25 protein-coding genes and 1 tRNA gene are annotated in these 26,224 nt (G+C 58.2%); 18 read left to right on the top strand and 8 right to left on the bottom strand.

The features are described from left to right. Window positions 1–41 precede the first annotated feature (41 nt). The 6 genes from BLP93_RS01180 to BLP93_RS01155 all read left to right on the top strand — a co-directional run bounded on the left by BLP93_RS01180 (window position 42) and on the right by BLP93_RS01155 (window position 6,036). Window positions 42–554 carry a nitroreductase family protein gene (locus BLP93_RS01180; protein ID WP_092116372.1) on the top strand — a complete coding sequence of 171 codons (513 nt, stop codon included), beginning with the start codon at window positions 42–44 and terminating at the stop codon, window positions 552–554. Between the two features lie 128 nt (window positions 555–682). Continuing rightward, on the top strand, window positions 683–1,339 hold the full coding sequence (locus tag BLP93_RS01175) for a GOLPH3/VPS74 family protein (RefSeq protein ID WP_161946147.1): 657 nt from the start codon (window positions 683–685) through the stop codon (window positions 1,337–1,339). 99 nt (window positions 1,340–1,438) lie between these two features. Next, window positions 1,439–2,926, top strand: a complete 1,488-nt coding sequence (locus BLP93_RS01170; protein WP_161946146.1) for a GGDEF domain-containing protein — start codon at window positions 1,439–1,441, stop codon at window positions 2,924–2,926. A gap of 219 nt (window positions 2,927–3,145) precedes the next feature. Then, window positions 3,146–3,793 carry a YkgJ family cysteine cluster protein gene (locus BLP93_RS01165; protein ID WP_161946145.1) on the top strand — a complete coding sequence of 216 codons (648 nt, stop codon included), beginning with the start codon at window positions 3,146–3,148 and terminating at the stop codon, window positions 3,791–3,793. Between the two features lie 85 nt (window positions 3,794–3,878). Continuing rightward, window positions 3,879–4,982 (top strand): mechanosensitive ion channel family protein, encoded by a 1,104-nt coding sequence (locus tag BLP93_RS01160; RefSeq protein WP_092116365.1) that lies wholly within the window; start codon window positions 3,879–3,881, stop codon window positions 4,980–4,982. Beyond that, the gene (locus BLP93_RS01155; protein WP_139162875.1) at window positions 4,957–6,036 is read left to right on the top strand and encodes a hypothetical protein; all 1,080 of its coding nucleotides are present in this window, start codon (window positions 4,957–4,959) and stop codon (window positions 6,034–6,036) included. Before BLP93_RS01160 ends, BLP93_RS01155 begins: the two co-directional genes overlap by 26 nt. 292 nt (window positions 6,037–6,328) lie before the next feature. Here the strand turns inward: BLP93_RS01155 and hypE are convergent, their stop codons facing one another. From hypE to BLP93_RS01140, 3 genes are all read right to left on the bottom strand, one after another. After that, on the bottom strand, window positions 6,329–7,336 hold the full coding sequence (gene hypE, locus BLP93_RS01150) for a hydrogenase expression/formation protein HypE (RefSeq protein WP_092116361.1): 1,008 nt from the start codon (window positions 7,334–7,336) through the stop codon (window positions 6,329–6,331). 65 nt (window positions 7,337–7,401) lie between these two features. Beyond that, window positions 7,402–8,496: a hydrogenase formation protein HypD gene (gene hypD, locus BLP93_RS01145; protein ID WP_244148606.1), complete on the bottom strand. Its 1,095-nt coding sequence runs from the start codon at window positions 8,494–8,496 to the stop codon at window positions 7,402–7,404. Beyond that, window positions 8,483–8,716 carry a HypC/HybG/HupF family hydrogenase formation chaperone gene (locus BLP93_RS01140; RefSeq protein WP_092116530.1) on the bottom strand — a complete coding sequence of 78 codons (234 nt, stop codon included), beginning with the start codon at window positions 8,714–8,716 and terminating at the stop codon, window positions 8,483–8,485. Before BLP93_RS01140 ends, hypD begins: the two co-directional genes overlap by 14 nt. A gap of 83 nt (window positions 8,717–8,799) precedes the next feature. On the opposite strand from BLP93_RS01140, the gene BLP93_RS01135 reads away from it, so the two are divergent. The 12 genes from BLP93_RS01135 to BLP93_RS01075 all read left to right on the top strand — a co-directional run bounded on the left by BLP93_RS01135 (window position 8,800) and on the right by BLP93_RS01075 (window position 21,923). Continuing rightward, entirely contained in the window at window positions 8,800–9,423 is a 624-nt protein-coding gene (locus tag BLP93_RS01135) for an HD domain-containing protein (protein WP_161946144.1), read from the top strand. Then, entirely contained in the window at window positions 9,389–10,312 is a 924-nt protein-coding gene (locus BLP93_RS01130; protein ID WP_092116355.1) for a D-alanine--D-alanine ligase family protein, read from the top strand. Before BLP93_RS01135 ends, BLP93_RS01130 begins: the two co-directional genes overlap by 35 nt. Window positions 10,313–10,376: 64 nt before the next feature. Next, window positions 10,377–11,585, top strand: coding sequence for a cofactor-independent phosphoglycerate mutase (locus tag BLP93_RS01125; protein ID WP_092116353.1), 1,209 nt, complete (start codon window positions 10,377–10,379; stop codon window positions 11,583–11,585). A 174-nt stretch (window positions 11,586–11,759) separates the two neighbouring features. Continuing rightward, window positions 11,760–12,641, top strand: coding sequence for a branched-chain amino acid ABC transporter permease (locus tag BLP93_RS01115; RefSeq protein ID WP_092116349.1), 882 nt, complete (start codon window positions 11,760–11,762; stop codon window positions 12,639–12,641). Continuing rightward, window positions 12,638–13,660, top strand: coding sequence for a branched-chain amino acid ABC transporter permease (locus tag BLP93_RS01110; RefSeq protein WP_092116347.1), 1,023 nt, complete (start codon window positions 12,638–12,640; stop codon window positions 13,658–13,660). The genes BLP93_RS01115 and BLP93_RS01110 overlap by 4 nt, the downstream gene beginning before the upstream one ends. 26 nt (window positions 13,661–13,686) lie before the next feature. Beyond that, a complete protein-coding gene (locus tag BLP93_RS01105; protein ID WP_161946143.1) occupies window positions 13,687–14,493 on the top strand; it encodes an ABC transporter ATP-binding protein in 807 nt (268 codons plus the stop codon). An 8-nt stretch (window positions 14,494–14,501) separates the two neighbouring features. After that, a complete protein-coding gene (locus tag BLP93_RS01100) occupies window positions 14,502–15,239 on the top strand; it encodes an ABC transporter ATP-binding protein (protein ID WP_092116345.1) in 738 nt (245 codons plus the stop codon). Window positions 15,240–15,241: 2 nt separating this feature from the next. Beyond that, window positions 15,242–16,564 carry a phenylacetate--CoA ligase family protein gene (locus BLP93_RS01095; protein ID WP_092116343.1) on the top strand — a complete coding sequence of 441 codons (1,323 nt, stop codon included), beginning with the start codon at window positions 15,242–15,244 and terminating at the stop codon, window positions 16,562–16,564. Between the two features lie 27 nt (window positions 16,565–16,591). Further along, window positions 16,592–18,775, top strand: coding sequence for an alpha-amylase/4-alpha-glucanotransferase domain-containing protein (locus BLP93_RS01090; RefSeq protein WP_092116341.1), 2,184 nt, complete (start codon window positions 16,592–16,594; stop codon window positions 18,773–18,775). Window positions 18,776–18,832: 57 nt separating this feature from the next. Beyond that, complete coding sequence (sfsA, locus tag BLP93_RS01085; protein ID WP_092116339.1) at window positions 18,833–19,534, top strand: DNA/RNA nuclease SfsA; 702 nt, start codon at window positions 18,833–18,835, stop codon at window positions 19,532–19,534. A 151-nt stretch (window positions 19,535–19,685) separates the two neighbouring features. Further along, on the top strand, window positions 19,686–20,126 hold the full coding sequence (locus BLP93_RS01080) for a cupin domain-containing protein (protein ID WP_244148605.1): 441 nt from the start codon (window positions 19,686–19,688) through the stop codon (window positions 20,124–20,126). Between the two features lie 39 nt (window positions 20,127–20,165). Next, complete coding sequence (locus BLP93_RS01075; protein WP_092116337.1) at window positions 20,166–21,923, top strand: DEAD/DEAH box helicase; 1,758 nt, start codon at window positions 20,166–20,168, stop codon at window positions 21,921–21,923. Window positions 21,924–22,367: 444 nt separating this feature from the next. Here BLP93_RS01075 and BLP93_RS01070 read toward each other — a convergent pair. The 5 genes from BLP93_RS01070 to BLP93_RS01050 all read right to left on the bottom strand — a co-directional run bounded on the left by BLP93_RS01070 (window position 22,368) and on the right by BLP93_RS01050 (window position 26,150). Continuing rightward, a tRNA-Leu gene (locus BLP93_RS01070) sits at window positions 22,368–22,454 on the bottom strand. A gap of 187 nt (window positions 22,455–22,641) precedes the next feature. Then, complete coding sequence (rpiB, locus tag BLP93_RS01065) at window positions 22,642–23,091, bottom strand: ribose 5-phosphate isomerase B (RefSeq protein WP_092116335.1); 450 nt, start codon at window positions 23,089–23,091, stop codon at window positions 22,642–22,644. Window positions 23,092–23,212: 121 nt separating this feature from the next. Further along, a complete protein-coding gene (locus BLP93_RS01060) occupies window positions 23,213–23,575 on the bottom strand; it encodes a hypothetical protein (protein ID WP_092116333.1) in 363 nt (120 codons plus the stop codon). Between the two features lie 59 nt (window positions 23,576–23,634). Beyond that, window positions 23,635–24,441 carry a hypothetical protein gene (locus BLP93_RS01055; protein ID WP_092116331.1) on the bottom strand — a complete coding sequence of 269 codons (807 nt, stop codon included), beginning with the start codon at window positions 24,439–24,441 and terminating at the stop codon, window positions 23,635–23,637. Then, on the bottom strand, window positions 24,438–26,150 hold the full coding sequence (locus BLP93_RS01050) for a tetratricopeptide repeat protein (RefSeq protein WP_139162873.1): 1,713 nt from the start codon (window positions 26,148–26,150) through the stop codon (window positions 24,438–24,440). The genes BLP93_RS01055 and BLP93_RS01050 overlap by 4 nt, the downstream gene beginning before the upstream one ends. Window positions 26,151–26,224 lie beyond the last annotated feature (74 nt).

Below are 26,224 nucleotides of genomic sequence, written 5' to 3'. Positions count from 1 at the left end.
AAATATCTCTTCCAATTCCAACCAAAACCAAGGAGGCAGCCATGGATCTTTTCGAAGCGTTGCATACCAGGCGGAGCATCCGCAAATTCGATCCGAACAAGCAGGTGAGCGATGAGGATCTGAACAAGATTCTCGGTGCCGCCATGATCGCACCCAGTGCGGGAAACGCCCAGCCATGGCATTTCGTGGTGGTCACGGACCTGGTCCTGAAGGAGGAGCTGAGTCGGATTCATCCGTATATCGGCATGCTGCGAGACGCACCGATGGGGATCGTGGTGTGCGCTGAACTGGCTTTGGAGAAGTATCCCGGGTATTGGGTGCAGGATTTGGCCGCCGCTGTTCAGAATCTGCTCCTGGCTGCGCGCGGCTTGGGGCTGGGAACGGTCTGGACCGGGGTCTGCCCAATCCAGGAGCGTATGGATGCCGTGCGCCGGATACTCCAACTGCCGGCCGGGATCGAACCCCATGCCGTCGTTCCCTTGGGATGGCCGCTACAGGAATTCAAACTCCAGGACCGATTCAAGGAAGAGCGGGTGCACCGCAATGGTTGGTAGGGTTTTTCTTGTATCATGATTTGAGAGCGAGTAGAGGCAGATGGATTCATCTCGGGATGCATCTGCCGAGATGAAAACCGGCTGAGGACCAGCTTTCACACTTTGCGATGGCCGTGAACACGAAGGACATGCCTATGTTGACCTTTGCTGAAGAAATCCTGCTTTTGGCTCTGGATGACCAGAATGGAAAAATCAAGCCCCTGCCGCCTCAGGCCCTGCGCTACGCCCTGGTCGGGGCTCTGCTCACGGAATTGGCCCTGCTGGACCGAATCGACACGGATCTTGATGCACTCAAGGTGATCAATACCGAGCCCACGGGCGATGAACTGCTGGACCTTGTTCTGGAGCGGCTGGCGTCTTCGCGTACGGAGTGCGGCACCACCTATTGGCTGACGGAGCTTGCCTGGCATATGCGGGATTTGCAGGATCATGTTCTGCAACAGCTTGTGAACAAAAGCGTGCTGAAGATTGAGGATCGCAAAATCCTGTGGGTTTTTGCCGTTCGTCGCTACCCGCTGATGGATGATCGCGAAGTCAAGGAAGTGAAAAGCCGCCTGCGCGAATTGATCATGAGCGACAACATACCTGACCCGCGGGAGGCGGTGCTGGTCAGCCTCGTCAGCGCGTGTCAATTGTTTGATGAAATCTTTACCCCGGAAGAGTTGAACCGCCTGCGGCCTCGTATCGCTGAACTGGCCAAGCTGGATCTGATTGGCCGTGAAGTATCACGTTCCATCAATGAAATCTCCCTGGCAGTAGCCGCATCCATGCCGGCAATGATGTAACACTATCATTCCTATATTTGATAATCGCCCTTTTTGGCCTTGCTCTTGCAATTATCCGACTGAATGCGTCGAGATTCCAAACCAGGAGAGGCGATTATCATGCAAGGGAATCAATCCCATAGCCGGACCGAAGTTTTGGCCATAGGGCTTGGTCCACGTGAAGAAGAGGAAATGCAGGGAATTCTGGGACCGGAATTCTCTCTGGAACGTTTTGTGTTTCCCTGTTCCGGGAACGGTCGTCCAGAAATGGACAACAAGTTGATGGCACTTGTTTCCTGGCGCGGAGTGAACGGACAGATCGCCAGATTGACCCGATATTCTTTCTCTGATGAGAATTTTCCTCCACGTGTGCTGGTCCTGGATGCGCCTGTTGCCCAGTGCGACCTGGAACGTGTCGTGGATGCCGGCTTTTCCAGCGTACTCCGTTATCCCTTTGAGCCGGAGAAGGTGAAGGCGCTTGTGGACCAGCTTATGGAGTCTCAGGGACTCTATAAGGACTTGTATCACATGGCCAGGGAGATATGCCTGGAGCGGGAAATTCTTTCACGTCAGGCGGATCTGCTGCAGTTCTTCAACAAGATCCTCACCAATGCCAGTTTTTCTTTGGATACAATTGAAATTCTGCACCAGGCCCATGAAGATTTGCGCATCCTCTTGCCAGTCAAAAGCGTGGATGCAATCTTCTGGCAAAGCAATCAGAACCAGGAATTGGAGTCGGAAATCTTCATACATGAGCATTCAGGCAAGCAGATCCAGGATAGAATGATCCAGTTTCTGCTCGAACATGCCGAAAAACATGCTGATCAGAAGATCATCGGCTACCATGTTAATTTCATGTCCAAAGTCGAGAGCATGGAAGTCATCGAAGATGTCCGCGAGGATGATGTTCTCGTCCTTCCGTTACGTTTCGGCGGAAAAAGTTATGGATGCATCAGCATCGCCTCGGAAAAAATTTCCCGCTTGGGCCGCGACCGGTTGCAGACCATCCTGGCCGCGGTGAACCATCTGGCCTTGGCATTGCGCAACGCCTTGCTCTTCCAGCAAATGCGCACTCGGGCTGACAGGGACGCCTTGACCCGTTTACCCAATCGTCACTATTTTGACGAGCGGATGATCCAGGAGGTGAAGCGCCATCAACGCTACCGGATTCCGCTCAGCCTGATGATGATGGATCTGGATTTTTTCAAAAGCATCAACGACAACTATGGTCACCAGGCCGGGGACATGGTTTTGCAGGATATCGGGCGACTGCTCCGGGACATTCTGCGTAGTTCAGATATTCCGGCCCGGTTTGGCGGAGAAGAGTTCGTGGTTTTGCTCCCCCACACTACGCAGGAGCAGGCGGGCATCCTGGCGGGGCGAATCCTTGAATCCATTGCCAAGCGTCGCTTTCACTTCAAGGGAAAATTTTTCAAGGTGACGGCGAGTATCGGCGTTGCATCAATGGAAACCGGTTTTTTTGCAAAAAATGAGGACTTGCTGGGCGAGGCGGATGCCGCGTTGTACAGGGCCAAGGCAAGCGGCCGCAATATGGTCTGTCTGGCTGGTGAGGAGGATGCGGAGGAGAGCCGCCGGCAGTATGCGTAAGCACGTGCATGGTCTTTGAACGACTCCAAAGCATATGTCTGGTAGTGAGCATGCTCGGCTTTAGCCGGCATGCTTTTTTTTTCGTAATTTCTCAGTGCGGTCCGGCTTGATGCAACCTGGAAAGGTTGTCCAAAGTGAGCCTGCTTGTTAGAGTGTGCGTTTATCTTCATGGACATCTTTAACCTCAGTCTGAAAATGATCATCCTTTTGGAGGAAAATATGGAAGTGTGCAGTGTCTATCCTGAAAAACGACTGAGCTTTCCCGATGCCGAAGCAAAGCTCACCTGGCTGTCCCGACTGTTGGACGCCTACTCCATTGTGGATCAGGGGGTAGACGAGGGAATTTCGAAGGAGATTTCCACGAACGCAAGGGCGCTGGCATGCAAAAAAGGTTGTGCCAGCTGTTGCCGCATCCATGCCGCTGTCCCGATTTATCCCTTGGAAATGGCGGGAATGGCTTGGTACTGCACGGAACAGGTTGACGGTGAGGAGCGGGAGTTGCTGGCAGCCCAGCTGGAAAATTTTCAGGAAGGGCAGCCTTGCCCGTTTCTGGTGCATGACGTTTGCGGCATCCACGCTTTGCGTCCCATGGCCTGCCGCCAATTCAACGTCTTCGACACCCCCTGCGCTGAAGACGAAGATCCTTTTTACAATCGGCGTGAGGATGTCTTCACTCCTCTGGATTCCTACAAGAACAAGGCCTTCTGGGTGACGTTGCCTTTCTATGGAATCACTGATGAACGGGACAAGGAGATCGCCATCAACGAGAACCATATCCATCGTCAGGTCCGGGTGCTGCAGCAGTGCAACTGGAAGGAGTTGGCCAAGAAAATGCGACTGTTCGATGCGCAAAGAAAATTGGGCTAAGCCCATTGCATGAATGAGCAGCATGGCGCGAGGCACCCAAGGTGCTGAAGCCATGCGTTTCGCTTATGGAAGGGAATGACGAGATATGCTGGATCTGAACGCGGTACTGAATGATTTCTGGGAAGTGGACTGGTGGGGGCTGGGCGTAGCCGTAACCACCATTCTTGTTGCCCTGTCAATCGGGTTGTTCCTGCACGGGGTGCTGTTCCACATGCTGCACCGCCTCTTTCCCGAAGCTTCGGACAAGCTCCTGGCGCTTGTGCCCAAGCATTTGACCGCGCCCTCGCGATTGCTTTTCCCGCTCCTGGTATTGATGGTGATTGCACCGAACCTGGTCATGCCGGAGGAAATGCTGGAAACGTTCCGGCATGTGCTGAGCATCCTGTTCATCCTGGCCATTGCCTGGTCCTTGATCCGCTTCACGTCGCTGCTGCAGGAAGCGGCCTTACGGGGCTTTCAGATCAATACAAAGAACAATCTGGCCGCCCGAAAGATGCACACGCAGATCGGCATCCTGCGTCGGATACTGATCTTCATCATTTCGGTGATCGCCATTTCATCAATGCTGATGACCCTGGATAATGTCCGCCAGATCGGGGTCAGCCTGCTTGCTTCCGCCGGCGTTATCGGCATCATTGCCGGTTTTGCGGCCCAGCGCAGCATTTCCACCTTGTTCGCCGGGGTCCAGGTCGCCCTGACTCAGCCCATTCGGCTGGACGACGTGGTCATCGTGGAGGGGGAGTGGGGTCGGATCGAGGAGATCACCCTGACCTACGTGGTGGTCCGCATCTGGGATCAGCGACGGTTGATCGTGCCCATAACCTTTTTCATGGAGCAGCCGTTCCAGAACTGGACCCGGGTTACCTCGGAAATATTGGGCACGGTTTTCTTGTACACGGATTATACAGTTCCGGTGGATGTCCTGCGGGCCGAATTGCACAGGATACTCAAGGAGAGTCCGAACTGGGACGGGCGGGTCTGGGGCCTGCAGGTCACGGATGCCACAGATCGGACCCTGGAACTGCGTGCCTTGATGAGTGCCGAGGATGCCGGAGCGGCATGGGATCTGCGCTGCCATGTTCGCGAGAAACTGCTGGAATACGTCCAGCGTGAACATCCCCAAGCTCTGCCAAGAGTACGGGCCGAAATGGATAAAGGTTTGCATGATAAACCCGAATTGTCTGCCTGAGATTGCTTGTCTCGTCTCCTCGCCGGATGGCGATTTGCCGGTGACGGAGGACAATCTGCGCATTCCTCTGGAAGGCTGCGATCAGGGCACGAGCTATGGTGAATACTTTGCGTTCATCCGGCAGGCTCTGCTCCGCGACGACTGTCGGCTTCTGCGGTCCCTCGGAACTTTCCTGGAAGTTGAAGGCGAGCCGGCGATCGTTTCGGTCCGGGCGGAAAAGCATGGCGCATTGTACCATCCGGCTAGCCTGAGCATAACATGGCGTGGTGGCGCTGCCGCCAAATTCGCTCTGCTGGTGGCCATTTCAAAGCGTGGCAAGCAGGCGTTGCGGCACGAATCGAGGGTGCTCAGCATTCTCCAGGACAAACCCGGTACTCCCTTTTTGCCCCGGCCGCAGTATGCCATGGCCGACGAGACCGCATCGCTTCTGGTCGTGCCCTGGTTTTCCGGGTTTCACGAGTTTCATGTCTGCGGCGACGGAAGCTTTTTACTGTGGGACCACGACCAGGGGATTCGCCGCCTGGGTCAATCGGAGCTGGAAAAGGTATTCTTTCAGGTCGGACGCATTCTGACGCTTTGCCTCGACCCAAAGACCGGGGCCGGTATTCATCCCTGGAGCCATGCGGCCGGAGATTTTATTGTCCGCTGGGAAGGACAGGACGTGGATGTCAGATTGACCACGGCCCGGGACTATGGCCCCCTGGTTGAGACGGACAACCTCCTGTCGTCCCTGTTTGCTTTTGTTCTTGACCTGGCCCTGCGGGTACGCCTGGACAGGGAGGACGGAGTCGGCGAGTGGGTCTGGATGGATCGAAATGTGATGGAAAGCGCGGTTCGGGGATTCTCTGCCGCGCTGGGGGAACATGGGGCCGAAGGTGAAGCCCTGACCGCATTGGGACGTCTGCTGCCGTCGTTTTCCCCGGATGAACTTCTGGACGGCTACGAACCGCTTCTGGACAGATTTTCCCGTGCGGAATTGATGATCATTCTCCCGCGCCTGGAAGAACATTGCCGGGAGCTGAGCATGGCGCTGGGGGCGGTTTCGGAGCGATGAAGTCCTGGTAAGCCAGCGAATCGTTCATGTCTTGATTTCGTCAGCGTGAATTGAACCGCCCGCTTCGCTTAAGGCACGAATGACGCCAAGAAAACATTTTGGAAAGCAGGGAAAGGGCTGCTTTCCAAAAGGATTGCCGCTCCCTGCGGGAGTGAAAGAACTTCTTCTTGGGCGAACTCTGTGCCTTCCATGAGCGACCAACGGGAGCGGGCGGTTCATATCAAAGCATGATCCAACCGAATGAACAACCTTTTTCGATTGTTAACCAACGCGCTGAACAATTTACCGGACCTCAGCAAATTCGCGGAAGCTGCTCTCCCTCAAGCATGTCCAGGAGCCGGTGGCCGCCCAGGGGCGTCCGCAGGACGACCCGGCCCGGATGCTCGTCGGTGATGTCGCCGATGTGTGCTGCGTTCCGGCCGAATTCATCCTCGCGCATGATGGAGAGCGCCTGTTCAGCGTAGCGGGCGGGCAGGATGCAGATCAGCTTGCCCTCATTGGCCAGATACAGGGGATCCAGGCCGAGAAAGGAACAACCGGCGGAGACCACCGGGTTCACGGGCACGGCGTCCTCGCGGATCAGACATTGGACCCCGGATTGTCCGGCAATTTCATTGAGCGTGGTGGCCAGTCCGCCGCGGGTGGGATCGCGCAGGACGTGTATCTCCGGAATGGCCTGCAGCAGCTTGGCGATCAGGTGTCCGAGTCCGGCACAGTCGCTCTGGATCGGAGCCTCGAAGCTCAATCCCTCCCGTGTGGCCAAGATGGTCAGGCCGTGATCTCCCATGGTCCCGCTGACCAGAATCGCATCGCCCGGTGCGGCCCGGTGTCCCTGGGGGCAGGGCTGGACCATGATTTCACCGATGCCCGTGGTGTTGATGAACATTTTGTCCACGGCTCCCCTGGGCACGACCTTGGTATCCCCGGTCACGATCTTCACTCCGGCCTTGGCCGCGGCCTGGGCGGTGGACTGCACGATTCGCTCCAGATCCGACATTTCCAGGCCTTCCTCCAGAATAAAGGCACAGCTCAGATAGAGCGGCCTGGCTCCGAGCATGGCCACGTCGTTGACGGTCCCGTTCACGGCCAGCGATCCAATGTCCCCGCCGGGAAAAAACAGCGGCGTCACGGTAAATGTGTCCGTGCTCATGGCCAGCGGTCCGGTCACGTTGATCAGGGCTGCGTCGTCCATTTTGTCCAGCACGTCGTTGCTGAAGTGCTTCACGAACAAGTCCTTGATCAGGCGATGCGAGGCCTTGCCACCGCTGCCGGTGTCCAGAAGAAGTCGCGTTGTTTGCATAGGAAGTAGAGGTAGAGGAGAGTGTTGTTTATTCCCGCCGGAGACGCGAAGTGGCGGAAGGTTGATTACAGTGCGTATTTGTAATACGCCGCGCAGCTTCCTTCCGTGGAAACCATGCATGGCCCGACCGGACTGGCGGGAGTGCAGGCTTTGCTGAACAGGGGACAGGCGCTGGGTTTCATTTTGCCCTTGAGCACGTCCCCGCATCTGCAGCCGGGCAGAGGAGGCAGGTCTTGGACTTCCACGCCGAGGACCTCGCGGGCGTCGTAGCGCCGGTAGTCGCCGTGAAAGGTCAATCCACTATGCGGAATGGTGCCCAGGCCGCGCCACAGGGCATCGGATACGGCGAACACCTCGGACATGATTTTCCTGGCCTGGGGATTGCCCGCATCCGCGACGGCCCGGGAATACTGATTGACCACGGTCGGTTGGTTGGTCTTGCGCTGCTCAATGATCAGCAGAAGAGCCTGGAGAATGTCCAGGGGCTCGAACCCGGTGATGATGGACGGCACGCCGTGATCGGTTGCCAAGAATTGATAGGGCTCGGTGCCGATGATCGTCGAGACATGGCCGGGCAGGAGCAGGGCGTCGACCTTGACGTCCGGGTCCTGAAGCAAAGCGGACAGGGCAGGGGGGACCAGCTTGTGCATGGCGAAGACAAAAAAATTGTTCAACCCTTGTTCGGCGGCAATCTTCACCGTTGCGGCCACTGTCGGCGCGGTGGTCTCAAAACCGACTCCCAGAAAAACGATCTTGGCCGTGGGATGTTTTTGGGCCAGGGCCAAGGCGTCAAAGGCGGAATAGACGACCTCGATCCGGCAACCCTCGGCTTGGGCGAGCTTGAGACTGGTTCCCCGTGGTCCGGGGACGCGCATCAGGTCGCCGAAAGTGGCGATGATCACGTCGTCCTTGCCGGCCATTTCCAGAAAAGCCGCCACCTCGCCCTCGTGGGTCACGCAGACCGGGCAGCCGGGGCCGGACAGATGCCGGATTTCCGGCGGCAGCAGGGAGTGCAGGCCGCTTTGGAAAATGGCCATGGTGTGCGTTCCGCAAACTTCCATGAACGCCAGGGGGCCGTCCAGTTCAGCCCGGATCCGGTCCAAAAGATTTCCGCACAGAGCCGGATCCTTGAACCTTGCCAGGGTATCAGTTGGTTTCAAAGTTAAAACCTTCCTGAAAGAGCTTGATGGTTTCAAGGGCATCCTCCCTGTCCAGTCGGCGCAATGCGAAACCGGCATGGATGATGACGTAATCGCCCACCTTGGCCGGGTAGTCGATGATGTCCAGGCGTACCTTGCGGTTGATCCCGGAGATTTCCACGTAGGCTATATTCAGATCTTGATCGATGGACTTGATTTCCATGGGTACGGCTAAACACATGAGGCAGCTCCTTTTGCATTTTCATTGCGCTGTTGATAAGCATGTTGGCTTTGGGTGTCAAACGAGCAAGCTCCGGAACGATCATGAATCCAAGCCAGATCGAAATATCCATCAATCCTCTCGAGGACGAACGATTGGGTGCGACACCTGGCTGGACTCCGACCGTGGCCGAATGCCGGAAGATGTGGGAGCTCTGGGATATGCCGGAGCACATTCAAAGCCACAGTCTGACGGTGACCAGGGTGTCGCAGTGCATTGCCGAACTGATGAAAAAGACCCTGCTGCCCGATCTCGATGTTCAGGTCGTGACCGCGGCGGCCATGCTTCATGATCTGGCCAAGTTCTACACCATTCTTCACGGCGGCAGCCACAGCCAGATTGGAGCGGCATGGGTTCAGGAACAAACCCGCAATCCTGTCCTGACGCGGGCCGTGCTGCATCATGTGCATTGGCCGTTTGCAATGAATTTACGAAGTTACCCGGTATCCTTGATTGTTTGTTACAGCGACAAGCGGGTCATGCACACGGAAATCGTCACCCTTGAAGAACGATTTGCTGATCTGCAAACCCGTTATGGAATGAACGCCACGGCAATAAAACATATCCAGGAATCCCTGGAGCAGGGGCAGTCCATTGAACGACTGCTCTCCGCGGAAATGAAGGTGGAATTCAATGCGTATTCTTTTGATTGCCGGCGGATGGTCTGACGAGCGACAGGTCTCCTTGGCCGGAGCCGGGCCCATTGAAGTCTCCCTGCGCCGCCAGGGTCACTCCGTGGCCATGTTCGACCCTTTGGCCGGCCTAGGCAAGCTGCCGCATCTTGTCGAGGATTTCGACTTTGTCTTCATCAACCTGCATGGGGCTCCCGGTGAGGACGGCCTGATCCAGGCCATGCTGGATCGATTGGGAAAGCCATACCAGGGCAGCGGCCCGGCGGGCTCCATGCTGGCCCTGAACAAGGCTGCCTCCAAGTCGCTGTTTCATCAGAACAATCTGAGCACCCCCCCATGGTTCTTCATTCCTCAAGGCCCCTCGGCTGAAGAAATCCTACCCTTCAAGCCCCCGTACGTGGTCAAGCCGAATCTGGGCGGCTCCAGCCTGGGCATCGAGGTGGTGCGGCTCCAAAGCGAGTTCATGCCGGCCGTGGAACGGATTCTGGCGCAGGGGCGGGAAGTTCTGGTGGAACAGTATCAGCCCGGCCTGGAGGTCACCTGTGGGATTCTGGGCGATGAAGCCCTGCCGTTGATCCTGATCCGACCGGGAGAAGAGTCGTCCTTTTTCGACTACAAGAGCAAATACGTGCCCGGGCAGGCCGAGGAGGTTTGCCCTGCGCCCCTGGCGGGGGACATCTGCCGGGGCATCCAGGCCATGGCCTTGCATGCCCACCGCATCCTCGGACTGCATGGCTACAGCCGGGCGGATTTTATCCTCCATGAAGGGCAAGCCTATCTCCTGGAAGTGAACACCCTGCCCGGAATGACCGCCACCAGCCTCCTGCCCCAGGCCGCTGCCGTCCATGGGCTGGACTTTGACCATCTTCTCGCCCGGTTGATCGAGCTGGGCCTGGAAAAAAAGCCGAAAGAACAACTCTCTTGATTTTCGAGAAAGCAACAAAACGCACCAACCCCGGCCGTAAGGCGCGGGGCCAAGGAAGCGACGCATGAGCGCAAGCAAACTAGTATTTTTGATCGCGGACGGCATGGGCGACTGGCCCGTGGATGAACTGGGAGGCATGACACCCCTGGACGCCGCGTCAACCCCGCATATGGACGCACTGGCCCGCGAAGGCGCTGTCGGCCTGTGCCGAACGATTCCAGACGGCATGCCTCCAGGCTCTGACATTGCCAACATGGCCCTGCTGGGCTGTGATCCCGCGCAATTCCACACCGGCCGGGGGCCCATCGAGGCCGCGGCCCAGGGGCTTGCACTCCAGACCGAAGATCTCGTCTGGCGCTGCAACCTGGTTCGCGTCTCCGCCCTGGAGCCGGATGGTATCATGCTGGACTACTCCGCGGGCCATATCGATACGCCCACGGCAACCCAACTGATCAGACTGCTACAGGATCGTCTCGGCGGCAAGGGCGCGGACTTTCATCCCGGAGTCCAGTACCGGCACCTGGTGGTGCAGCCGGGAAAGGTTTCCGCCCCGGAAGCCACGCTGGGCATTCGACCTCCCCATGACATTCTGGATCAGCAACTGGGGCCGGACATTCAGGCCTATCAGCAGTGCCCGGAGTTGTGGCGTCTGGTTCAAGAAGCGGCCGAACTGCTGGACAACGGCGTGAACAACAGCTCCCAGGCCAATGCCATCTGGCTGTGGGGCCAGGGCCGTCCCCTGCACCTGCCGCACTTCACAGAGCGCTTCGGCCGGACCGGAGCGGTCATTTCCGCGGTGGATCTGGTCAAAGGGCTGGGACGGGCCATGGGCATGGCGGTTCTGGAGGTGCCCGGGGCCACCGGCTACCTGGATACGAACTATGCCGGCAAGGTGGCCGCGGCCCTGCAATTCCTGGAGCAGGGCGATTTCGTCTTCCTGCATGTCGAGGCGCCTGATGAATGCGGCCACCAGGGCAGCCTGGAAAACAAGGTCCGGGCCATTGCCGATTTTGACGCCCAGGTCGTCGGACCGGTTCTTTCCGGCCTGCAGGGTCGGGACGTGGCGGTTCTGGTCGCCTGCGACCACCTGACCCCGCTGGTGAAGCGGACCCACGTTTCCGATCCCGTGCCGTTTCTGTTTCGGCATCCGGCAACAGTCGGACCGTCCACCCCCCGGTTCACCGAAAACCTTGCCGCATCCACCGGGCTGATTCTGGAGCGCGGAGAAGATTTGCTGCCCTGGGCCTTGCGCCAGTCGGCGGGAAAGCCATGACGGACATGCCTGCTTTGGGCATGGAGCACGCAAAGACAATCCTTGCCGCTGGTTGCCGGGAAAACCGCTCCACCATTTCGCTTTGCAAGAGGCTTCCGTCGGATATCCATGCGGCGATTACGTCTCACGCCATGGTGGAAGTTGCACTTCCAGTCCTCTCTACCTCAATGAACCATGCTTTTTGATCAACTTCCCCAGTTCCTGCTGTCCGGGCTGACCTCGGGCAGCATCTACGCCCTGGTGGCCGTGGGATTCTGCATCATTTACAACGCTACGGGCATCGTTAATTTTGCCCAGGGCGAATTCGTGATGCTCGGCGCAATGATTATGATCGGCCTGACCCAGGACATGGGCATTTCCTTGCCCTTGTCCTTTGGAACGAGCATCGTCGCCGCCATGCTGCTGGGCGTTTTTCTGGAACGCGTGCCCCTGGGACTGGCCAGGTCGCGGCATGTGCTCATCCTGGTGCTGATTACCGTGGGTTTTTCCATTGCCGCCCGAGGCGCCGCCTCCCTGATCTGGGGCAAGACGGCTCGCGCCCTGCCGGCATTTTCCACGGAAGGCCCGCTGCTTCTGGCTGGCGCGGTGATTTCCCGGCAGGCGCTCTGGATCCTCGTGGTGACCATGATCTGCGTAGCCCTGCTGCACCTGTTTTTCCAACGCACCGTCGTGGGGCAGGCCATTCGGGCGGTGGCCGACAACCGGCACGGCGCGGTTCTGGTGGGCATCCCCGTGGCCCAAATGGTCATGGTCTCCTTCGCCTTGAGCGCGGGGTTGGGCGCCACGGCGGGAATCCTCATCGCGCCCATCACCGGAATGCACTACAGCGCCGGAGTGATGCTCGGACTGAAGGGATTCGCCGCGGCCATTCTCGGGGGGTATGGTCATGTCTGGGGCGCGGTGGCCGGCGGGCTGCTTCTGGGGGTGCTGGAATCCCTGGCCGCGGGCTTCATCTCCTCGGCCTACAAGGACGCCCTGGCCTTTCTGATCCTGCTCTGCGTGCTGTGGATTCGCCCCTCGGGGTTGTTCGGTCAGGCGAAAACGAGGCGGGTATGAATACGCACCTTTCAGGAACAACAGGGGCAACAGGTTCCCCGCGGCCGTTTCTTGCGCGGATTTGGCCTTTCGTTCCGTATGTAGCTCTGGCCCTGGCGGTTCTGGCAACTCCGTGGCTGGTGACGGACACGTACCTGCTGTCCATGGGCAGCCTGATCGGAATTTTCGCTTTGGCCGTGACCGGCTTGAATCTGTTGATTGGCATGGCCGGACAGGTTTCCCTGGGGCAGGCCGCTTTTTTCGGCATGGGCGCGTATGCTTCCGGCATTCTCAGCGTGCATTTCGGCGTTCCCGTGGGGCTGGCCATGCTCGCCGGCGTGTCTTTGTCCTGCATGGTCGCCTTGTTGCTGGCCATTCCGACACTGAAGCTGGAAGGGCATTATCTGGTCATGGCCACCCTGGGCTTCAACATTATTTTCACCATCATCTGCATCCAATGGGAGCCCATGACCGGTGGAACCTCCGGCCTGTTCGGCATTCCTGGCATGCAAGTGGGCGGCCTGAACCTGAGCGAGGACCGCAATTTTTTCTATCTGGTCTGGGCAGTGGTGCTGCTGGTTCTCTGGCTGTGCGCCAACTTCCTGCGCACCCGTCCGGGCAGGGCCCTGCGCAGTCTGCACCAGGGGGACCTGCTGCCCGCCTCCCTGGGCGTCCCGGTGACGCGCTACAAGGTCGGTCTTTTCGTGGCCGCGGCTCTGCTCGCGGCTCTTGCCGGAAGTCTCTACGCCCATTATCTGCAGTTCATCAGCCCGCACAGTTTCGACATGTTCGTCTCCCTGCAACTGGTGACCATGACCGCCATCGGCGGCCTGGGAAACCTCTGGGGCGGCATATTCGGCGCGGCCTTCCTCCTGCTCCTGCCCGAATGGCTGCACGCCTGGCCGGATCTGATGATCCTCCTGCATGGCCTGATTCTCATGGTCGTCCTGATGTTCTGTCCCAAAGGACTGCTTCCGGCGGCATGGGAGGGGATAAGGAAGGTGTATCATCAGGTTTGGAACAAGAGAATTGGAAAATGATCGTGTTAATGCAGCATACCCTTCCGATGTCGACGGATACTGATCCTGATCGCCTTGATTTTGAAAAAAAGGATGAGCAGCACCTGCTTTCCCTGCGGCAAATTTCGTTGACCTTCGGCGGATTGCAGGCCTTGACCGATATTTCCGTCGGCGTGTCCAGGGGGTTGTGGACGGCGTTGATCGGACCCAACGGGGCGGGCAAGACGTCCCTGCTGAACGTGATCTGCGGGCTGTACGTGCCTCAGCGTGGAGAAGTCCTTCTGGGCGAACGCCGACTGGATGGTCTGGCCGTGCATCAGCGCGCCGCTCTTGGCCTGGCCCGCACGTTCCAGGCCGTGCAGTTGGTTCTGGAGATGAATGTTCTGGACAACCTGCTGTTGGGTTTGCATTGCCGGGGCCGGGTGGGAATGTTGGGGCATCTTGTGCGCAGTCCGGGCAGCCGTCGAGAAGAAGGGCTGGTACGCGAGAAGGGGATGGAAGTCTTGCAACGGTATTCGCTGGATGATGTCTGGAACAGCCCGGTGGGGGAACTTTCCTTGTGGCAGCGCAAACTCCTGGAACTGGCCAGGTCTGTGGTCGGCGACCCCAGACTGCTGCTGCTGGATGAACCCATGGGCGGACTGACCATGAGCGAGCGCGAAGCCATGGCCGAACTGCTCCATGATCTGCGCAGCCGGGGGTTGAGCATGATCATGGTGGAACATGACATGGACATGGTCATGACCCATACGGATCATGTCCTGGTTCTGCATCACGGCCGACTGCTGGCCCAGGGTTCGCCGCAGGAGATCCAGGCGAATCCGGAAGTAATCACGGCCTACCTGGGGGAGTGAAGCAAGGCATGCTGCGTATTCGCAATCTGCACGCCGGATACTCCGGCATTTCCGTCCTGCACGGGGTCAGTCTGCATGTGGCCCAGGGCGAGACGGTCTGCCTGGTGGGAGCCAACGGCGCCGGCAAGAGCACTCTGTTGCAGGCGGTCAGCGGCTTGATTCGTCCTATTTCCGGGGAACTGCGGTTTGAAGGGCAGGATCTGTCGCGCATGGCCTCGCACCGGATCGTGGCCGCCGGACTGGTCCAGGTTCCGGAGGCCAGGGAGCTGTTTCCCTCCATGACGGTCCGCGAGAATCTCGACCTGGGCGCTTTTGCCCTGCGCAACCGCCTGGCCGCAGCGGACATCCGGAACAACCGGGCCAGGTTGCTGGAATTGTTTCCGGTGCTGGGCCAACGTCTGGAGCAAAAGGCCGGGACCCTGAGCGGCGGAGAGCAGCAGATGCTGGCCATTGCCAGGGCCCTGATGGCCCGCCCGCGGCTTCTGGTGCTGGACGAACCTTCCCTGGGGCTGGCGCCGCTGGTGATCAAGGAGATATTCCGGACCTTGCAGGAACTCCAGGCAGAGGGCCTGACCATTCTTCTGGTGGAGCAGAACGCCCTGGCGGCCATGCGCATCAGCACGCGGGCCTATGTGCTGCAGGCCGGTCGGCTGCTGCTCAGCGGCACGGCCGAGGAACTGCAGGCCAACGATGAATTTCGCCGGGCCTATCTGGGCCGGGACTACAAGGCAAAGTGGGAGCGATGACCATGGATCATACCATCTGGAATCCCCAGGCAGAGTGCATGGGTCGCGAGGAACTGGAACAGATCCAGCTGGAACGGTTGCAGATGACCCTCAACCTGACCGCCCGCAACGTGGATTTGTATGCCAAAAGGTTCCGGAAACTGGGGCTGCTGCCCGAGGATGTCCGGGACATGAGCGATCTGGCCAAGGTCCCGCCCACGACCCGGGAGGATCTGATCCAGGCCTATCCCTACGGCCTGTTTGCCGTGCCGTTGCGCAGCGTGGTCCAATTGCGTCTGGCAGCATCCAGCGCAGAACCGATTGTCGTCGGATATACCCGACAGGATCTGCGCATGTGGACTGAACTGATGTGCCGGGCCATGACCGCTGCCGGAGTCGGCCGGACGGACATCATTCAGGTGGCCTTCAACTACAGCCAGTTCCCCGGGGCGTTCACGTTCAACCAGGGCGCGGAATCCCTGGGCGCGGTGCTCACGCCCGCGGCCACGGTCTCCGCGGCCTTGCAGATCAAGATGATGCAGGACTTCCGGTCCACGGTCCTGGCCGGCACTCCGGCCTTCGCGCTCAGTCTGATCCGGTCCATGAACGAAAATGCATCGCCGGATAACGACCTTTCCAGGCTGCATCTGCGGGTCGGCATGTTCGGGCCGGAGGCCCTGCAGCCCCAGGTGCGGGGAGTTCTGGAACGTGGACTGGGGCTGAAAGCCTACACCATCTACGGCGTCTCGGAAATGATCGAGCCGGCCCTGGCCGCGGAATGCACACAGCAAAGCGGCATGCATGTGGCCGAGGATCATTTTCTCGTGGAGATCATCGACCCGGATACCGGGGCTTCCAAAGCTCCGGGCGAGGAGGGGGAGGTCGTGGTGACCAGCCTCTCAACCCAGGGGTATCCGCTGATCCGCTTTCGGACCGGGGATATCAGTCGTCTCCATCTGGCCCCGTGTCCCTGCGGGCGGACCTCGGCCCGCCTTTCTCCGGTGCACAAGCGCAGCGACGATGCCGTTTCCGTACGCGGCATCCGGATCTCACCGCACATCGTGGAGCGGATACTTAATGAAGTCGCTCCGGATGTGGCGGACTTTCGGCTTGTCGTTCAGACAGTGCACGGCCTGGGCGATCAGGTAGAACTGGTGGTGGCGCAGCCGGAGGGATCGGCGTTGACCGGAACTGTTCTGGAAAACCTGCGCAGCCGGTTGCGCCGTGTCTTCGGGCTGGGATTGCGCCTGCGCCAGGCGCCGCTGAACCGGTTGCCTTTAGCCGGTCTCACCTACAAGACCACATTTCAGGAAAAAGAAATACCGGCAACGGAGTTGCCGTTTTAATCGAATTGCCGTTCAAGGATTTTTTTCATGGCCAAGCCTCCGATATATTTTTCTCTGGTTCTGCATTTCCACCAACCCGTGGGTAACTTTGATCACGTCTTCGCCAGGGCGTACGATCTGGCCTACAAGCCCCTGCTGGACCACCTCTGGTCCTATCCGGACATCCGGGTGGGAATGCATTTTTCCGGATGTCTTCTGGACTGGCTTCTGGAGCACCGGCCTCAGGTTCATGACTTGGTGGATCGGCTGGTTCGCCGGGGGCAGGTGGAAATCCTGACCGGGGGATACTACGAACCCGTGCTGCCCATGCTCCGGCGGGAAGACGCTCAGGGGCAGGTCCGGATGCATATCCAAGGCATGCAGAATCTCTGGTCCGTCACGCCCACGGGGCTTTGGCTCACGGAACGGGTCTGGGAACCGCATCTGCCGTCCTGGCTCGCGCCACTGGGCATCAATTACAGCCTGGTGGACGACAACCATCTGCATCGGGCCGGAGTGCGCTGCCTTTCGGGAACCTGGCGAACCGAGGATTGCGGGAATCCGCTGCGTTTGCTGGTCAATCTCAAGCCCCTGCGCCGTTTGATCCCCTGGCAGCCCCTGGACGCGGTCTGGAACATGCTGGGCGATCTGGCCGAGCAGGGCCGGAAATTGGGGATCGCTCCCCTGGCCTGCCTCGGCGATGATGCCGAGCGTTTCGGCTTGTGGCCCAGGACCCATGAACATTGCTGGGAGCAGGGGTACATGCGGCGGTTTTTCGATGGACTCCTGGAACGCAAGGACTGGATTCGGGTGGTCACGCCCGCGGAATACATGGACCGCCACGGGGATCAGGGCCGGATCTATCTGCCCACGGCGTCCTACCTGGAAATGATGGATTGGGCCATGCCCTCGGAGGAAGCAGCGGCCCTTGGACAATGTCGTCTGACCAGCGAAAACCAGGATGCGTCCCGATTTCTTTCCGGCGGTTTCTGGCGTAATTTCCTCGTCAAATACCCGGAAGTGAACTGGCTGCAAAAACGCGGCATGGACCTGTCCCGGGCCCTGGATGCTCTGGCGGATGAACAGGAAAACGGCGCAGCCGGCGGCCAGGTTCCATCCGACCTGACGGCAGTTGAGCGGGGCCGGCGGCGGGTCTGGGCCAGTCAATGCAACTGCGCCTACTGGCACGGTGTCTTTGGCGGCGTCTACCTGACCCATCTGCGCCAAGCCAATGCATCCAACCTGCTGGCAGCCCAGGAAGAATCCGGTTTGTGGCCTTCTCCGCACTGCTCCAGCCGCGACATTGACGTGGACGGCACCGAGGAAGTGCACCTGCGATACGGTCCGTGGCAGATGTTTCTCAATCCGCACACCGGCGGCGCGGCCAAAGAGCTGGACTATCTTCCCAGGCGTCTCAACCTGGCCACGGCATTTTCGCGGCACCCCGAGCCCTACCATCAGGCTCTGCGCAAGGCGGCCCAAATGGGTGAAGTGATCACGCCGGATCATCCGCAATGGAAGGAGTTTTTTCATATCCACTCCGCGGAAGTGCGGGCCAAGGAGCCGGGGCTGGAGCAATATTTGGATTATGATCGCTTCGATCACCTGCCTTTCGCGGATTATCTCCTGACGGCGCAGACCTCGCTGGACGACTTGGTCCACGGCAGCTTTCAGCCCTTGGGCAGTTCCTGGAAAACCAGGATGGAGTGGCGGGTTCGGGAGGGCGAAAGCTCTCTGAACGCTGAATTTGAAGGCAGGATGCCGTTCGGCGGAGATGATTCCGGCAAGCTGCATGTTGAGAAATCATATCGCCTTTCCGACGATTGCCTGGAGATCAGCTATGTTCTGACCCTGGAGCAGGGGGCCGATTTGAATGCGCTCTGGGCCACGGAACTGGCCTTGGGATTGACGTCGCAGTGTACGGGCAGTTGGAATGGGAACGGCGGCGGACAGGAGGAAAAGGATCTGGACCTGCCCTGGAGTATGGACGATCTCGTGGACGTCGTGTTTGCCTGCCCGTATACTAAAGGACGGCTTTTGGTCGATGCGACTCCGCGGGTCACCCTGCGCCATGTACCGCTGTGGGCCGTGACCAAATCCGAAAACGGCTTTGAACGAACTCCGCAGGGTTCCGCGTTCTATTTCTGTCGACCCCTGCGCCTTGGCCTCGGACAAACCGAGCGTTTTCTGCTCAGGTTGCGATTTGAAGACGGATCGTGTCGGATTTCCTGATCTACTCGTCTAACTGATCGAATCGCGAAATCGAAATCGGAATCGAAATCGGATTTCATGCTTCTTCCAGACCATCTTCTTTCCGGCACCCTGGTTCGGCGCTACAACCGTTTCCTGGCCGACGTGCAACTGGATGACGACCGGATCATCACCGCGCACACGCCGAACACCGGCTCCATGCTCGGATGCTCCACTCCTGGAATGCGGGTCTGGCTGAGCAGGGCGGAAAATCCCAAACGCAAGTACGGCTGGACCTGGGAGATCACCGAGGCCTGTCCGGGAACCCTAGTGGGAATCCATACCGGGCGGAGCAACTCCCTGGTCTGGGAGGCGCTGGCCGCGGGCAAGGTTACCGAACTGTCGGGATATGCACCTGTGCGCCGGGAGGTTGTGGTGCCCCTTGGCCGGTTGGACATGCTTCTTGAAGACTCCCGGGGACATACCTGCTATCTGGAAGTCAAGAACGTGACCGCCGTGGATGGTCACCATGCGGCGATCTTCCCGGATGCAGTCAGCGCGCGGGCTTCCCGGCACCTGGAAGCATTGGCAGGGATGGCTCTGACCGGACACCGGGCAGTGATATTTTTCTGCGTCCAGCGCGGGGATGCCCGATGCCTGTCTCCCGCGGACGCCATTGATCCCTTCTACGGACAGACGCTGCGGCGGGTCGTGCAACAGGGCGTCGAGGCTTTAGCCTGGCAGGCCAGGGTTGAAGAGCGGGAGATTTTTCTGGAAAAACCGCTGCCGGTGGTCCTGTAGAGCCAGGCTGCCGCGCTCCAGTCGCAGTGCGTCTTCTGAAACGAGCATCTGGAAACATTGTCCATTGTCTCGGCACATTTCTTTGCGGCCTTGTATTTATTGATGATTCTTTTTCCCCTGTCGGAGCTCTTTTGCCGCTGGAGTGCTTTGCATGAACGAAAAAATACCTATGTTCCATAAAGGGTCGGTGAATGAATACTTTTTCAAGGAGCGTTGTTTCATCACCGAATGGTGGAATGCCTCCGAGGATGATGCCGTGTCCGTTGCCAGAGTGCGGGTTCTGCCCCAGGTAACCACGAGGTTGCACAGGCTGCGAGGCATCATGGAGCGTTACATCATCCTTGAGGGGCAGGGCTTGATGGAGATTGACGGAGGGCAGCCCAAAGTAGTGGCTCCCGGAGATGTGGTTCTGATCCCCCCGGGAGTGCCGCAACGCATCAACAATCCCGGCGTATCCGACCTCCTCTTTCTGGCCGTCTGCACTCCCAGGTTCATTCCGGATGCGTATGAGGATATGGAGGAAGGATGGAGACAGGCATCCTGCCCCGCGAGGAAAATTCAGTTCATGTCCGCCGACGTTTCGGAAACGTGAATCAACATCTAAAATCAAATTGAGCAAAAGGATACCGACATGTCGATCAGCAGCTTTGAAGAATTGGGTCTTTCCCAGGAAATCATGAAGTCCATTCAGGACATGGGGTTCGAGGAGCCGTCTCCGATCCAGTCCTTGGCCATCCCCATGCTCCTGGAAGGTCGGGACGTGGTCGGGCAGGCCCAGACCGGGACCGGCAAGACCGTGGCCTTCGGTATTCCCATCCTGGAGAAAATCGAGGCGTCCAACCGGAACATTCAGGCCATCGTACTTTGCCCGACCAGGGAACTTGCCATTCAGGTCGCCGAGGAGTTGAACTCTCTGGCCAAGTATTGCCGGGGAATTTCCGTGCTGCCGGTCTATGGCGGGCAGCCCATCGATCGTCAGTTCCGGGCCTTACGTCAGGGAGTGCAAGTGGTCATCGGCACGCCGGGCCGTGTTCTGGACCACATTCAGCGGGGAACCATCAAGCTGGATCAGATCCGGATCGCTGTTCTGGATGAGGCCGACGAGATGCTGGACATGGGCTTTCGAGAGGATATCGAACTGATCCTGCAGGGCGCACCGGATGAGCGCCAGACCGTGCTCTTTTCCGCGACAATGCCTCAGGAAATTCTGCGTCTCGCGGACACCTATCTCAAGGATCGGGTCCTGGCCAAGGTATCCCAGAAAATGCTCACGGTCCCCAATATTGAGCAATTGTTCTACGAGGTGCCGCGGGGGTTGCGTCTGGAAGCCATGTGCCGGATCATTGACGTCTACAACCCCAAGCTGAGCATTGTCTTTTCCAACACCAAGCGCAGCGTGGATCAGATCGTGGAGCATCTGCAGGCCCGGGGGTACTTGGCCGAGGGCCTGCACGGGGATATGAACCAGAACCAGCGGGACCGGGTCATGGCCAAGTTCCGGACCGGCAATGTCGAGATCCTCGTGGCCACGGACGTTGCCGCCAGGGGCATTGATGTGGATGACGTGGAAGCGGTTTTCAATTTCGATATTCCCAGCGACGTTGAATACTACGTTCACCGCATCGGCCGCACCGGCCGCGCCGGACGGACCGGCCGGGCCTTCACCTTTGCCTCGGGCCGTGAATTCTACAAGCTGAAGGACATTCAACGGTTCACCAAATCCAAGATGGTCCAGCGCAGCGTGCCGAGCGTGGGGGACGTGGAGCAGGCCAAGACGGAAAAATTTCTGAATCAGGTCAAGGAAACCATGGCCCAGGGCGGTTTAGAAAAGCAGGTGCGCGCCGTGGAACATTTTCTGGAGATCGATCAGGTTTCATCCCTGGATATGGCCGCGGCTCTGCTGAAGATGCTCATGGGGCCGTCAAGGACCAGCGAGGAGGAACTCATTTCAATCAATGAACCTTCACGTGGCCGGTTTGGTGATCGTTCCAGTGAACGGGGGGCGGGAGATCGATTCGGTGGTCGCCCCAGGGACACCGGCACGCAGCAGGGCATGACCCGGCTCGTGATCAACGTGGGTCGCAATCAGAACGTGGAGGTCCGGGACGTGGTCGGCGCCATTGCCGGAGAAACAGGCCTTTCCGGCCGACAGATCGGAAAGATCCTGATGCAGGACCGGCAATGTTTTGTCGAAGTGCCTTCCGAATTTGCCGGAGAGGTGATTCGGGTAATGGACGACAACCAGATCCGGGGCCTGCGAATCAAGGTGCAGCCAGCGCCTGCCGGAGGAGCGGCCGGCGATGACCAGGGCCCAGGCCGTGTCCGGACCATTGCCGCACGTCCTTTCCGGACCAAGAAACCGGGAACGGGCTGGAGAAAAGGGGAGTGAGATTGGTTGGCGGAAGCCGTACCTCTTACGGCTTCCGCCAAAGCCAGCCGATTTTTGGGCGGTGACGAAGGTCGGCTAGGACGATCCGGGGGGACTTTGTTCCACTGCTTTTTGGAAAGCTTCAGCAGCCGCGTCTGCGCAAGGCTGTCATAAGCAAGAGAAACGTAGATAAGCGAGGCCAAAAATCGAGACAAGTCGGAATATCAGATATCTTATCATTAAATGGTTCTGAATTGTTACAGAACTTTTCCGAAAAAGCTCCACATCTTCAGGATGAATCCCTGTTTGCGCAAAACAAAACAACGTTGAATTGAAACATAGTAATATCAAATTGACCAATGCCGGTTGTTATTGTCAGCTTCACCCTCTTACACTACTCATACCACACAGAAATTTGACCATAAAAAAGGGTTTACAGTCTTATCTGTAAACCCTTGATTTTATTGGTGCCGGGGGTCGGAATCGAACCGACACGAGGTTGCCCTCGCTGGATTTTGAGTCCAGTGCGTCTACCAGTTTCACCACCCCGGCCAAAGAGCGATTCTATACTCCGTGTGAAAGTTTGCTGTCAAGGACTAATAAACCCTTTCCTGAGATTTCCGCGATGTTTTGTTTCGAATCGGCATTTGTGCCAAGCGAAGTCGGCCAGCCAGTGGGGAAGGGGCTTGGTGCAATCGAGTTTTCGGGCACTGGCGGAAGGGAAGGGCCATGTTGGCTATTAATGCTGTGAGACCAGGGACTCCAGTTGGTCTATGCGCCGTTGATGGCGCTGGCCTTCGAATTGAGTTGTCAGAAAAACGGAAACAATGCTTTTGGCCAGTTCACTTCCCAAGACCCTGGAGCCGAGGCAGAGCACGTTGGCGTTGTTGTGGGCCCTGGCCATTCGGGCCAGAAATTCATTAGTGCACAGGGATGCGCGGATACCCGGAAACCGATTGGCGGCCATGCTCATGCCCAGCCCGGTTCCGCAAATCAGGATGCCGGGATTGTGCGTGGCGAGCACCACACGGCACAGTTCGCCGGCCATGAGAGGGTAATCGCAGGAATCGGTTGAGGTCGGCCCGATGTCGTGCACGTCATACCCCAGATCTCGAATATGACCCGTCATAATTTTTTTGAAATCAAAACCGGCATGGTCTGAGCCGATGACGACGGTGCGGATGTCCATATGTTACGACCTTATGTGATTTTTCAGGTTTAGTGATGAAGGGGGACGGTTCCGCCGGTGGAAATGAACCAGACTGTTTCAGAGTGGCTTTATGTACCGGAAGTGAATTCACTGCCCCTTATCATGTCAGCTTCCACTTTTGAACACGACGACGGACATACTCCTGGCGTTCGTCTCGGAGCTGATCCGTCAGGAAGGAGATTTCATCCAGCAAAAAAGAGATCTGCTTGATGGCCAGTTCCTTTTCATCAAAAATATCCAGGGCGTCTCCGGCCTTGGCAATTTCCAGGTCCGAGGCGGCCGCCTCGATCATGCCCAGGGTGTGGTATTCCTGGTGCAGTCGCTTGCGAAGCTGCGAGATTTCCCAGTTGCGCAACGAGCGAATGAAAATCCATTTAAATTCACTGCCAAGGACCCTGAACCCGAGCAAGAGGTCGGTATGTACTGAAATATTGTAAAAATGCGACGTGGCAAGGTGGTTCATGCATCCTCTCCGTTCGTTATTTCGTCGAGACAATCTTGTTGAAGGGTGAAGCTCGAGTATCAGCGGGATAAATTGATAAATCTCGTCCCGGGGGGCAATTCCAGGCGAAGGTCGTGGTCCTGCCAGGGGTCGACATCGAGATCCAGGCGCTGAACGCGAACCACGGCGGACTGATCTCCCTGGTACAGGCTGATGCGTCTCGGAATGCGACGGGCTTCATCCGTCCACTGATCAATATCAACAACCCAACCAGCCGGGGTTTCCTGCCGGATGGACAGGGGGTGGCCATCCGGAGTGAGGTGGATGGATATGTTCATGCCATTGATGGAATAGGAGAACTTCAGGCTCCCGCCGGTACTCTGGACATGCTGGTAGTTTGGAGAAACGACGGTTTGCCAGCAACCGACGAGCAACTGGGCCAGCGCGTTCAGGCGCAGGGGCATGAACAAGCCCATTTCCTGGGCACCTTCCTGGACGGAGTCGGCAAAATAGGCCGCATTATCGGTGGGCGAGTATCCTACCCAGCCTGAATCGCCCTCTCGCCAGTGAGCCAGCATCGCGCCAACGCCGGCCCGGATATCAAGCCGGACCGGAAAATCCGTGCGGCCCCACATGGCGAGCACGATTCGGGACTGCTGATCCGGAGAAGCATAATTGACGCTGGCCCGCAATGAAAAGTCCAGCGGGGTGCAGTTCGCGGCGTATTGTTGATGGAATCGATTCCAGACCAGATCAGCCTGTTCAGGAGCGATATCCAAGGGGATCAGGGTCTTGGGCGCACATCCGCCTGTCAGTGCGCCGAGCAGGACACAGCACCCGAGAAAGCAACGAAGCCATAAGCTAGGACAAAAATTGGCCGCGATCATAATTCCTTCAGCTTGCGCTGGACCTCGTTCGGGTGTTTTGTCTGAAAAAGCAGGGCGTTGTTGTAGCCTTTGCGGGCCTGATCCTTCTTGCCCTTGGCCGCGGCAATGTCCCCGTAATGTTCCCATATCGTCGGATCATCGGCCATGATTTCCACCGCGGAGCGTATATGCCGCCACGCCTCTTCCAAGTTTCCCAGCTTGTAGTGTACCCAAGCGAGGGAGTCGATGATGTGCCCGCTGCCGGGCTTGAGTTTCAGCGCGTTTTCGATGAGCACCAGGGCTCGTTCAAGCTCGCGGCCTTCTTCGGTCAGGGTATAGCCGATAAAGTTCAAGGCCTCGGCATGATCCGGATCCAAGGCGACGATTTCCTCCATGGTCCGCAAGGCTTCCTCCCGATGCCCCACCTGTTCCTGAAGATATCCCAGGCGATAGAGAACATCCGTATCCCCGGGCCATTTCCGCCGGGCTTCTTCCAGCAACTTGGAAGCCTGGACCATATTGTCTTCACCAAGGAAGATTTCCGCTTCCAACAGGAGAAAGTCGCTCAAATTCGGGAAAAGCACCCGGCCCTCCCGAGCCAGTTGATGGGCTTCGTCGATGCGTTCCATTTGCAGAAGCAGATAGCCCTGAAAACTGAGAGCCCTGGAATAATGCAAATGATCGTCCGGAATCCTGCCAAGATAGACCAGAGCCTGCTCCGGATCTCCCTCGCCCTCATAAGCGATCAAGGCGCGGTAGAAGTCCGCTTCCGGCGGCCCCTCATCGGGGTGCTGCGTATCGAGCAGGATCTTGGCTTCCTGGAACAGGTTTTCGCCGATAAAAATCAAGGCCGCATCCAGGACAAACGACTCTCGATCGAACTGGCTCAGGGCCAGGGAGAGGGCTTGTTCCGGCTGGTTCAGAGTCACATTGACCTGGACCATACGCAGCAAAATGTCGTCCGCGTCCGGGCGCAGTTCAAGAATACGCCGATACGTCTCCTCGGCACGAACGAGATCGCCCTCGGTCTCATACAGGAACGCCAGTTCCGCCAAGGCCTCGAGAAAATACGGATCCTGCTCCAGAGCCAGCAGGAGTTGTTCTTCGGTCTGGCGGGTCAAGCCAAGTCCGGCATTGCTCTTGGCCAATAGAAAGCGGATCTCGGCCGTGCGCTCGGATTCCGGAATGGCCGACAAAATGTCCGCGGCATGGGCATACCGGGCATACTGCAGCAGCAGGGCCGCCATGTTCCGGCGCATCTGCCAGTCATGGGGGGAACGTTGCAGATATTGCTCCATGATTGAGATGGCTTCGTCGGACATGTTGTCGGCAAGATAGGCGTTGACCAGTGCCGAAGACAGGATCTGGTCACCCGGAAAAATCTGCAGGGCGCCGCGCAAGACCTGTCTGGCCTCGGTGGTTTTGCCTTCCCGCCAGTAGGAATTTGCCAGTTCCATGGTCAAAAAAGGATTCGGTTCCAGGGCCATGGCCAGTTGAAGAGCGTGTCTTGCATCTTCCTGATCTCCCCGGCGTTCCAGTTCCTGTGCCCGCAGGTAAGCGAAAGCAGCCTGGGCGGAAGGGGTCAACTGGAGTTCCGGCTCCGATATCTGCGCTTTCAGTACTGGTTCGGGGGAATAGTCAAGCTTGGGAGCGCAGGCAGCCATGGAAACGAAGAAGGCGAGGCACACCAGAACCCGGAAAGGGCGGAGCATGGGAAGCGTGTTGAACACCGAAAAAAATCCTTGTTGAAGAAGGAGCTGAATGGGATTGCGGGGCAAGTTGTTTGCGCCGGCTCCTGGTCTGT

Source organism: Desulfonatronum thiosulfatophilum (assembly GCF_900104215.1).
GTDB lineage: Bacteria > Desulfobacterota > Desulfovibrionia > Desulfovibrionales > Desulfonatronaceae > Desulfonatronum > Desulfonatronum thiosulfatophilum.
This window is presented reverse-complemented; position numbering and strand designations above follow the sequence as displayed.

Bases quoted from the DNA above. Each gene is read 5' to 3' on its own strand.
- BLP93_RS01180 (WP_092116372.1), top strand. From the start codon at position 42: ATGGATCTTTTCGAAGCGTTGCATACCAGGCGGAGCATCCGCAAATTC.
- BLP93_RS01175 (WP_161946147.1), top strand. From the start codon at position 683: ATGCCTATGTTGACCTTTGCTGAAGAAATCCTGCTTTTGGCTCTGGAT.
- BLP93_RS01170 (WP_161946146.1), top strand. From the start codon at position 1,439: ATGCAAGGGAATCAATCCCATAGCCGGACCGAAGTTTTGGCCATAGGG.
- BLP93_RS01165 (WP_161946145.1), top strand. From the start codon at position 3,146: ATGGAAGTGTGCAGTGTCTATCCTGAAAAACGACTGAGCTTTCCCGAT.
- BLP93_RS01160 (WP_092116365.1), top strand. From the start codon at position 3,879: ATGCTGGATCTGAACGCGGTACTGAATGATTTCTGGGAAGTGGACTGG.
- BLP93_RS01155 (WP_139162875.1), top strand. From the start codon at position 4,957: ATGATAAACCCGAATTGTCTGCCTGAGATTGCTTGTCTCGTCTCCTCG.
- hypE (WP_092116361.1), bottom strand. From the start codon at position 7,336: ATGCAAACAACGCGACTTCTTCTGGACACCGGCAGCGGTGGCAAGGCC.
- BLP93_RS01140 (WP_092116530.1), bottom strand. From the start codon at position 8,716: ATGTGTTTAGCCGTACCCATGGAAATCAAGTCCATCGATCAAGATCTG.
- BLP93_RS01135 (WP_161946144.1), top strand. From the start codon at position 8,800: ATGAATCCAAGCCAGATCGAAATATCCATCAATCCTCTCGAGGACGAA.
- BLP93_RS01130 (WP_092116355.1), top strand. From the start codon at position 9,389: ATGCGTATTCTTTTGATTGCCGGCGGATGGTCTGACGAGCGACAGGTC.
- BLP93_RS01125 (WP_092116353.1), top strand. From the start codon at position 10,377: ATGAGCGCAAGCAAACTAGTATTTTTGATCGCGGACGGCATGGGCGAC.
- BLP93_RS01115 (WP_092116349.1), top strand. From the start codon at position 11,760: ATGCTTTTTGATCAACTTCCCCAGTTCCTGCTGTCCGGGCTGACCTCG.
- BLP93_RS01110 (WP_092116347.1), top strand. From the start codon at position 12,638: ATGAATACGCACCTTTCAGGAACAACAGGGGCAACAGGTTCCCCGCGG.
- BLP93_RS01105 (WP_161946143.1), top strand. From the start codon at position 13,687: ATGTCGACGGATACTGATCCTGATCGCCTTGATTTTGAAAAAAAGGAT.
- BLP93_RS01100 (WP_092116345.1), top strand. From the start codon at position 14,502: ATGCTGCGTATTCGCAATCTGCACGCCGGATACTCCGGCATTTCCGTC.
- BLP93_RS01095 (WP_092116343.1), top strand. From the start codon at position 15,242: ATGGATCATACCATCTGGAATCCCCAGGCAGAGTGCATGGGTCGCGAG.
- BLP93_RS01090 (WP_092116341.1), top strand. From the start codon at position 16,592: ATGGCCAAGCCTCCGATATATTTTTCTCTGGTTCTGCATTTCCACCAA.
- sfsA (WP_092116339.1), top strand. From the start codon at position 18,833: ATGCTTCTTCCAGACCATCTTCTTTCCGGCACCCTGGTTCGGCGCTAC.
- BLP93_RS01080 (WP_244148605.1), top strand. From the start codon at position 19,686: ATGAACGAAAAAATACCTATGTTCCATAAAGGGTCGGTGAATGAATAC.
- BLP93_RS01075 (WP_092116337.1), top strand. From the start codon at position 20,166: ATGTCGATCAGCAGCTTTGAAGAATTGGGTCTTTCCCAGGAAATCATG.
- rpiB (WP_092116335.1), bottom strand. From the start codon at position 23,091: ATGGACATCCGCACCGTCGTCATCGGCTCAGACCATGCCGGTTTTGAT.
- BLP93_RS01060 (WP_092116333.1), bottom strand. From the start codon at position 23,575: ATGAACCACCTTGCCACGTCGCATTTTTACAATATTTCAGTACATACC.
- BLP93_RS01055 (WP_092116331.1), bottom strand. From the start codon at position 24,441: ATGATCGCGGCCAATTTTTGTCCTAGCTTATGGCTTCGTTGCTTTCTC.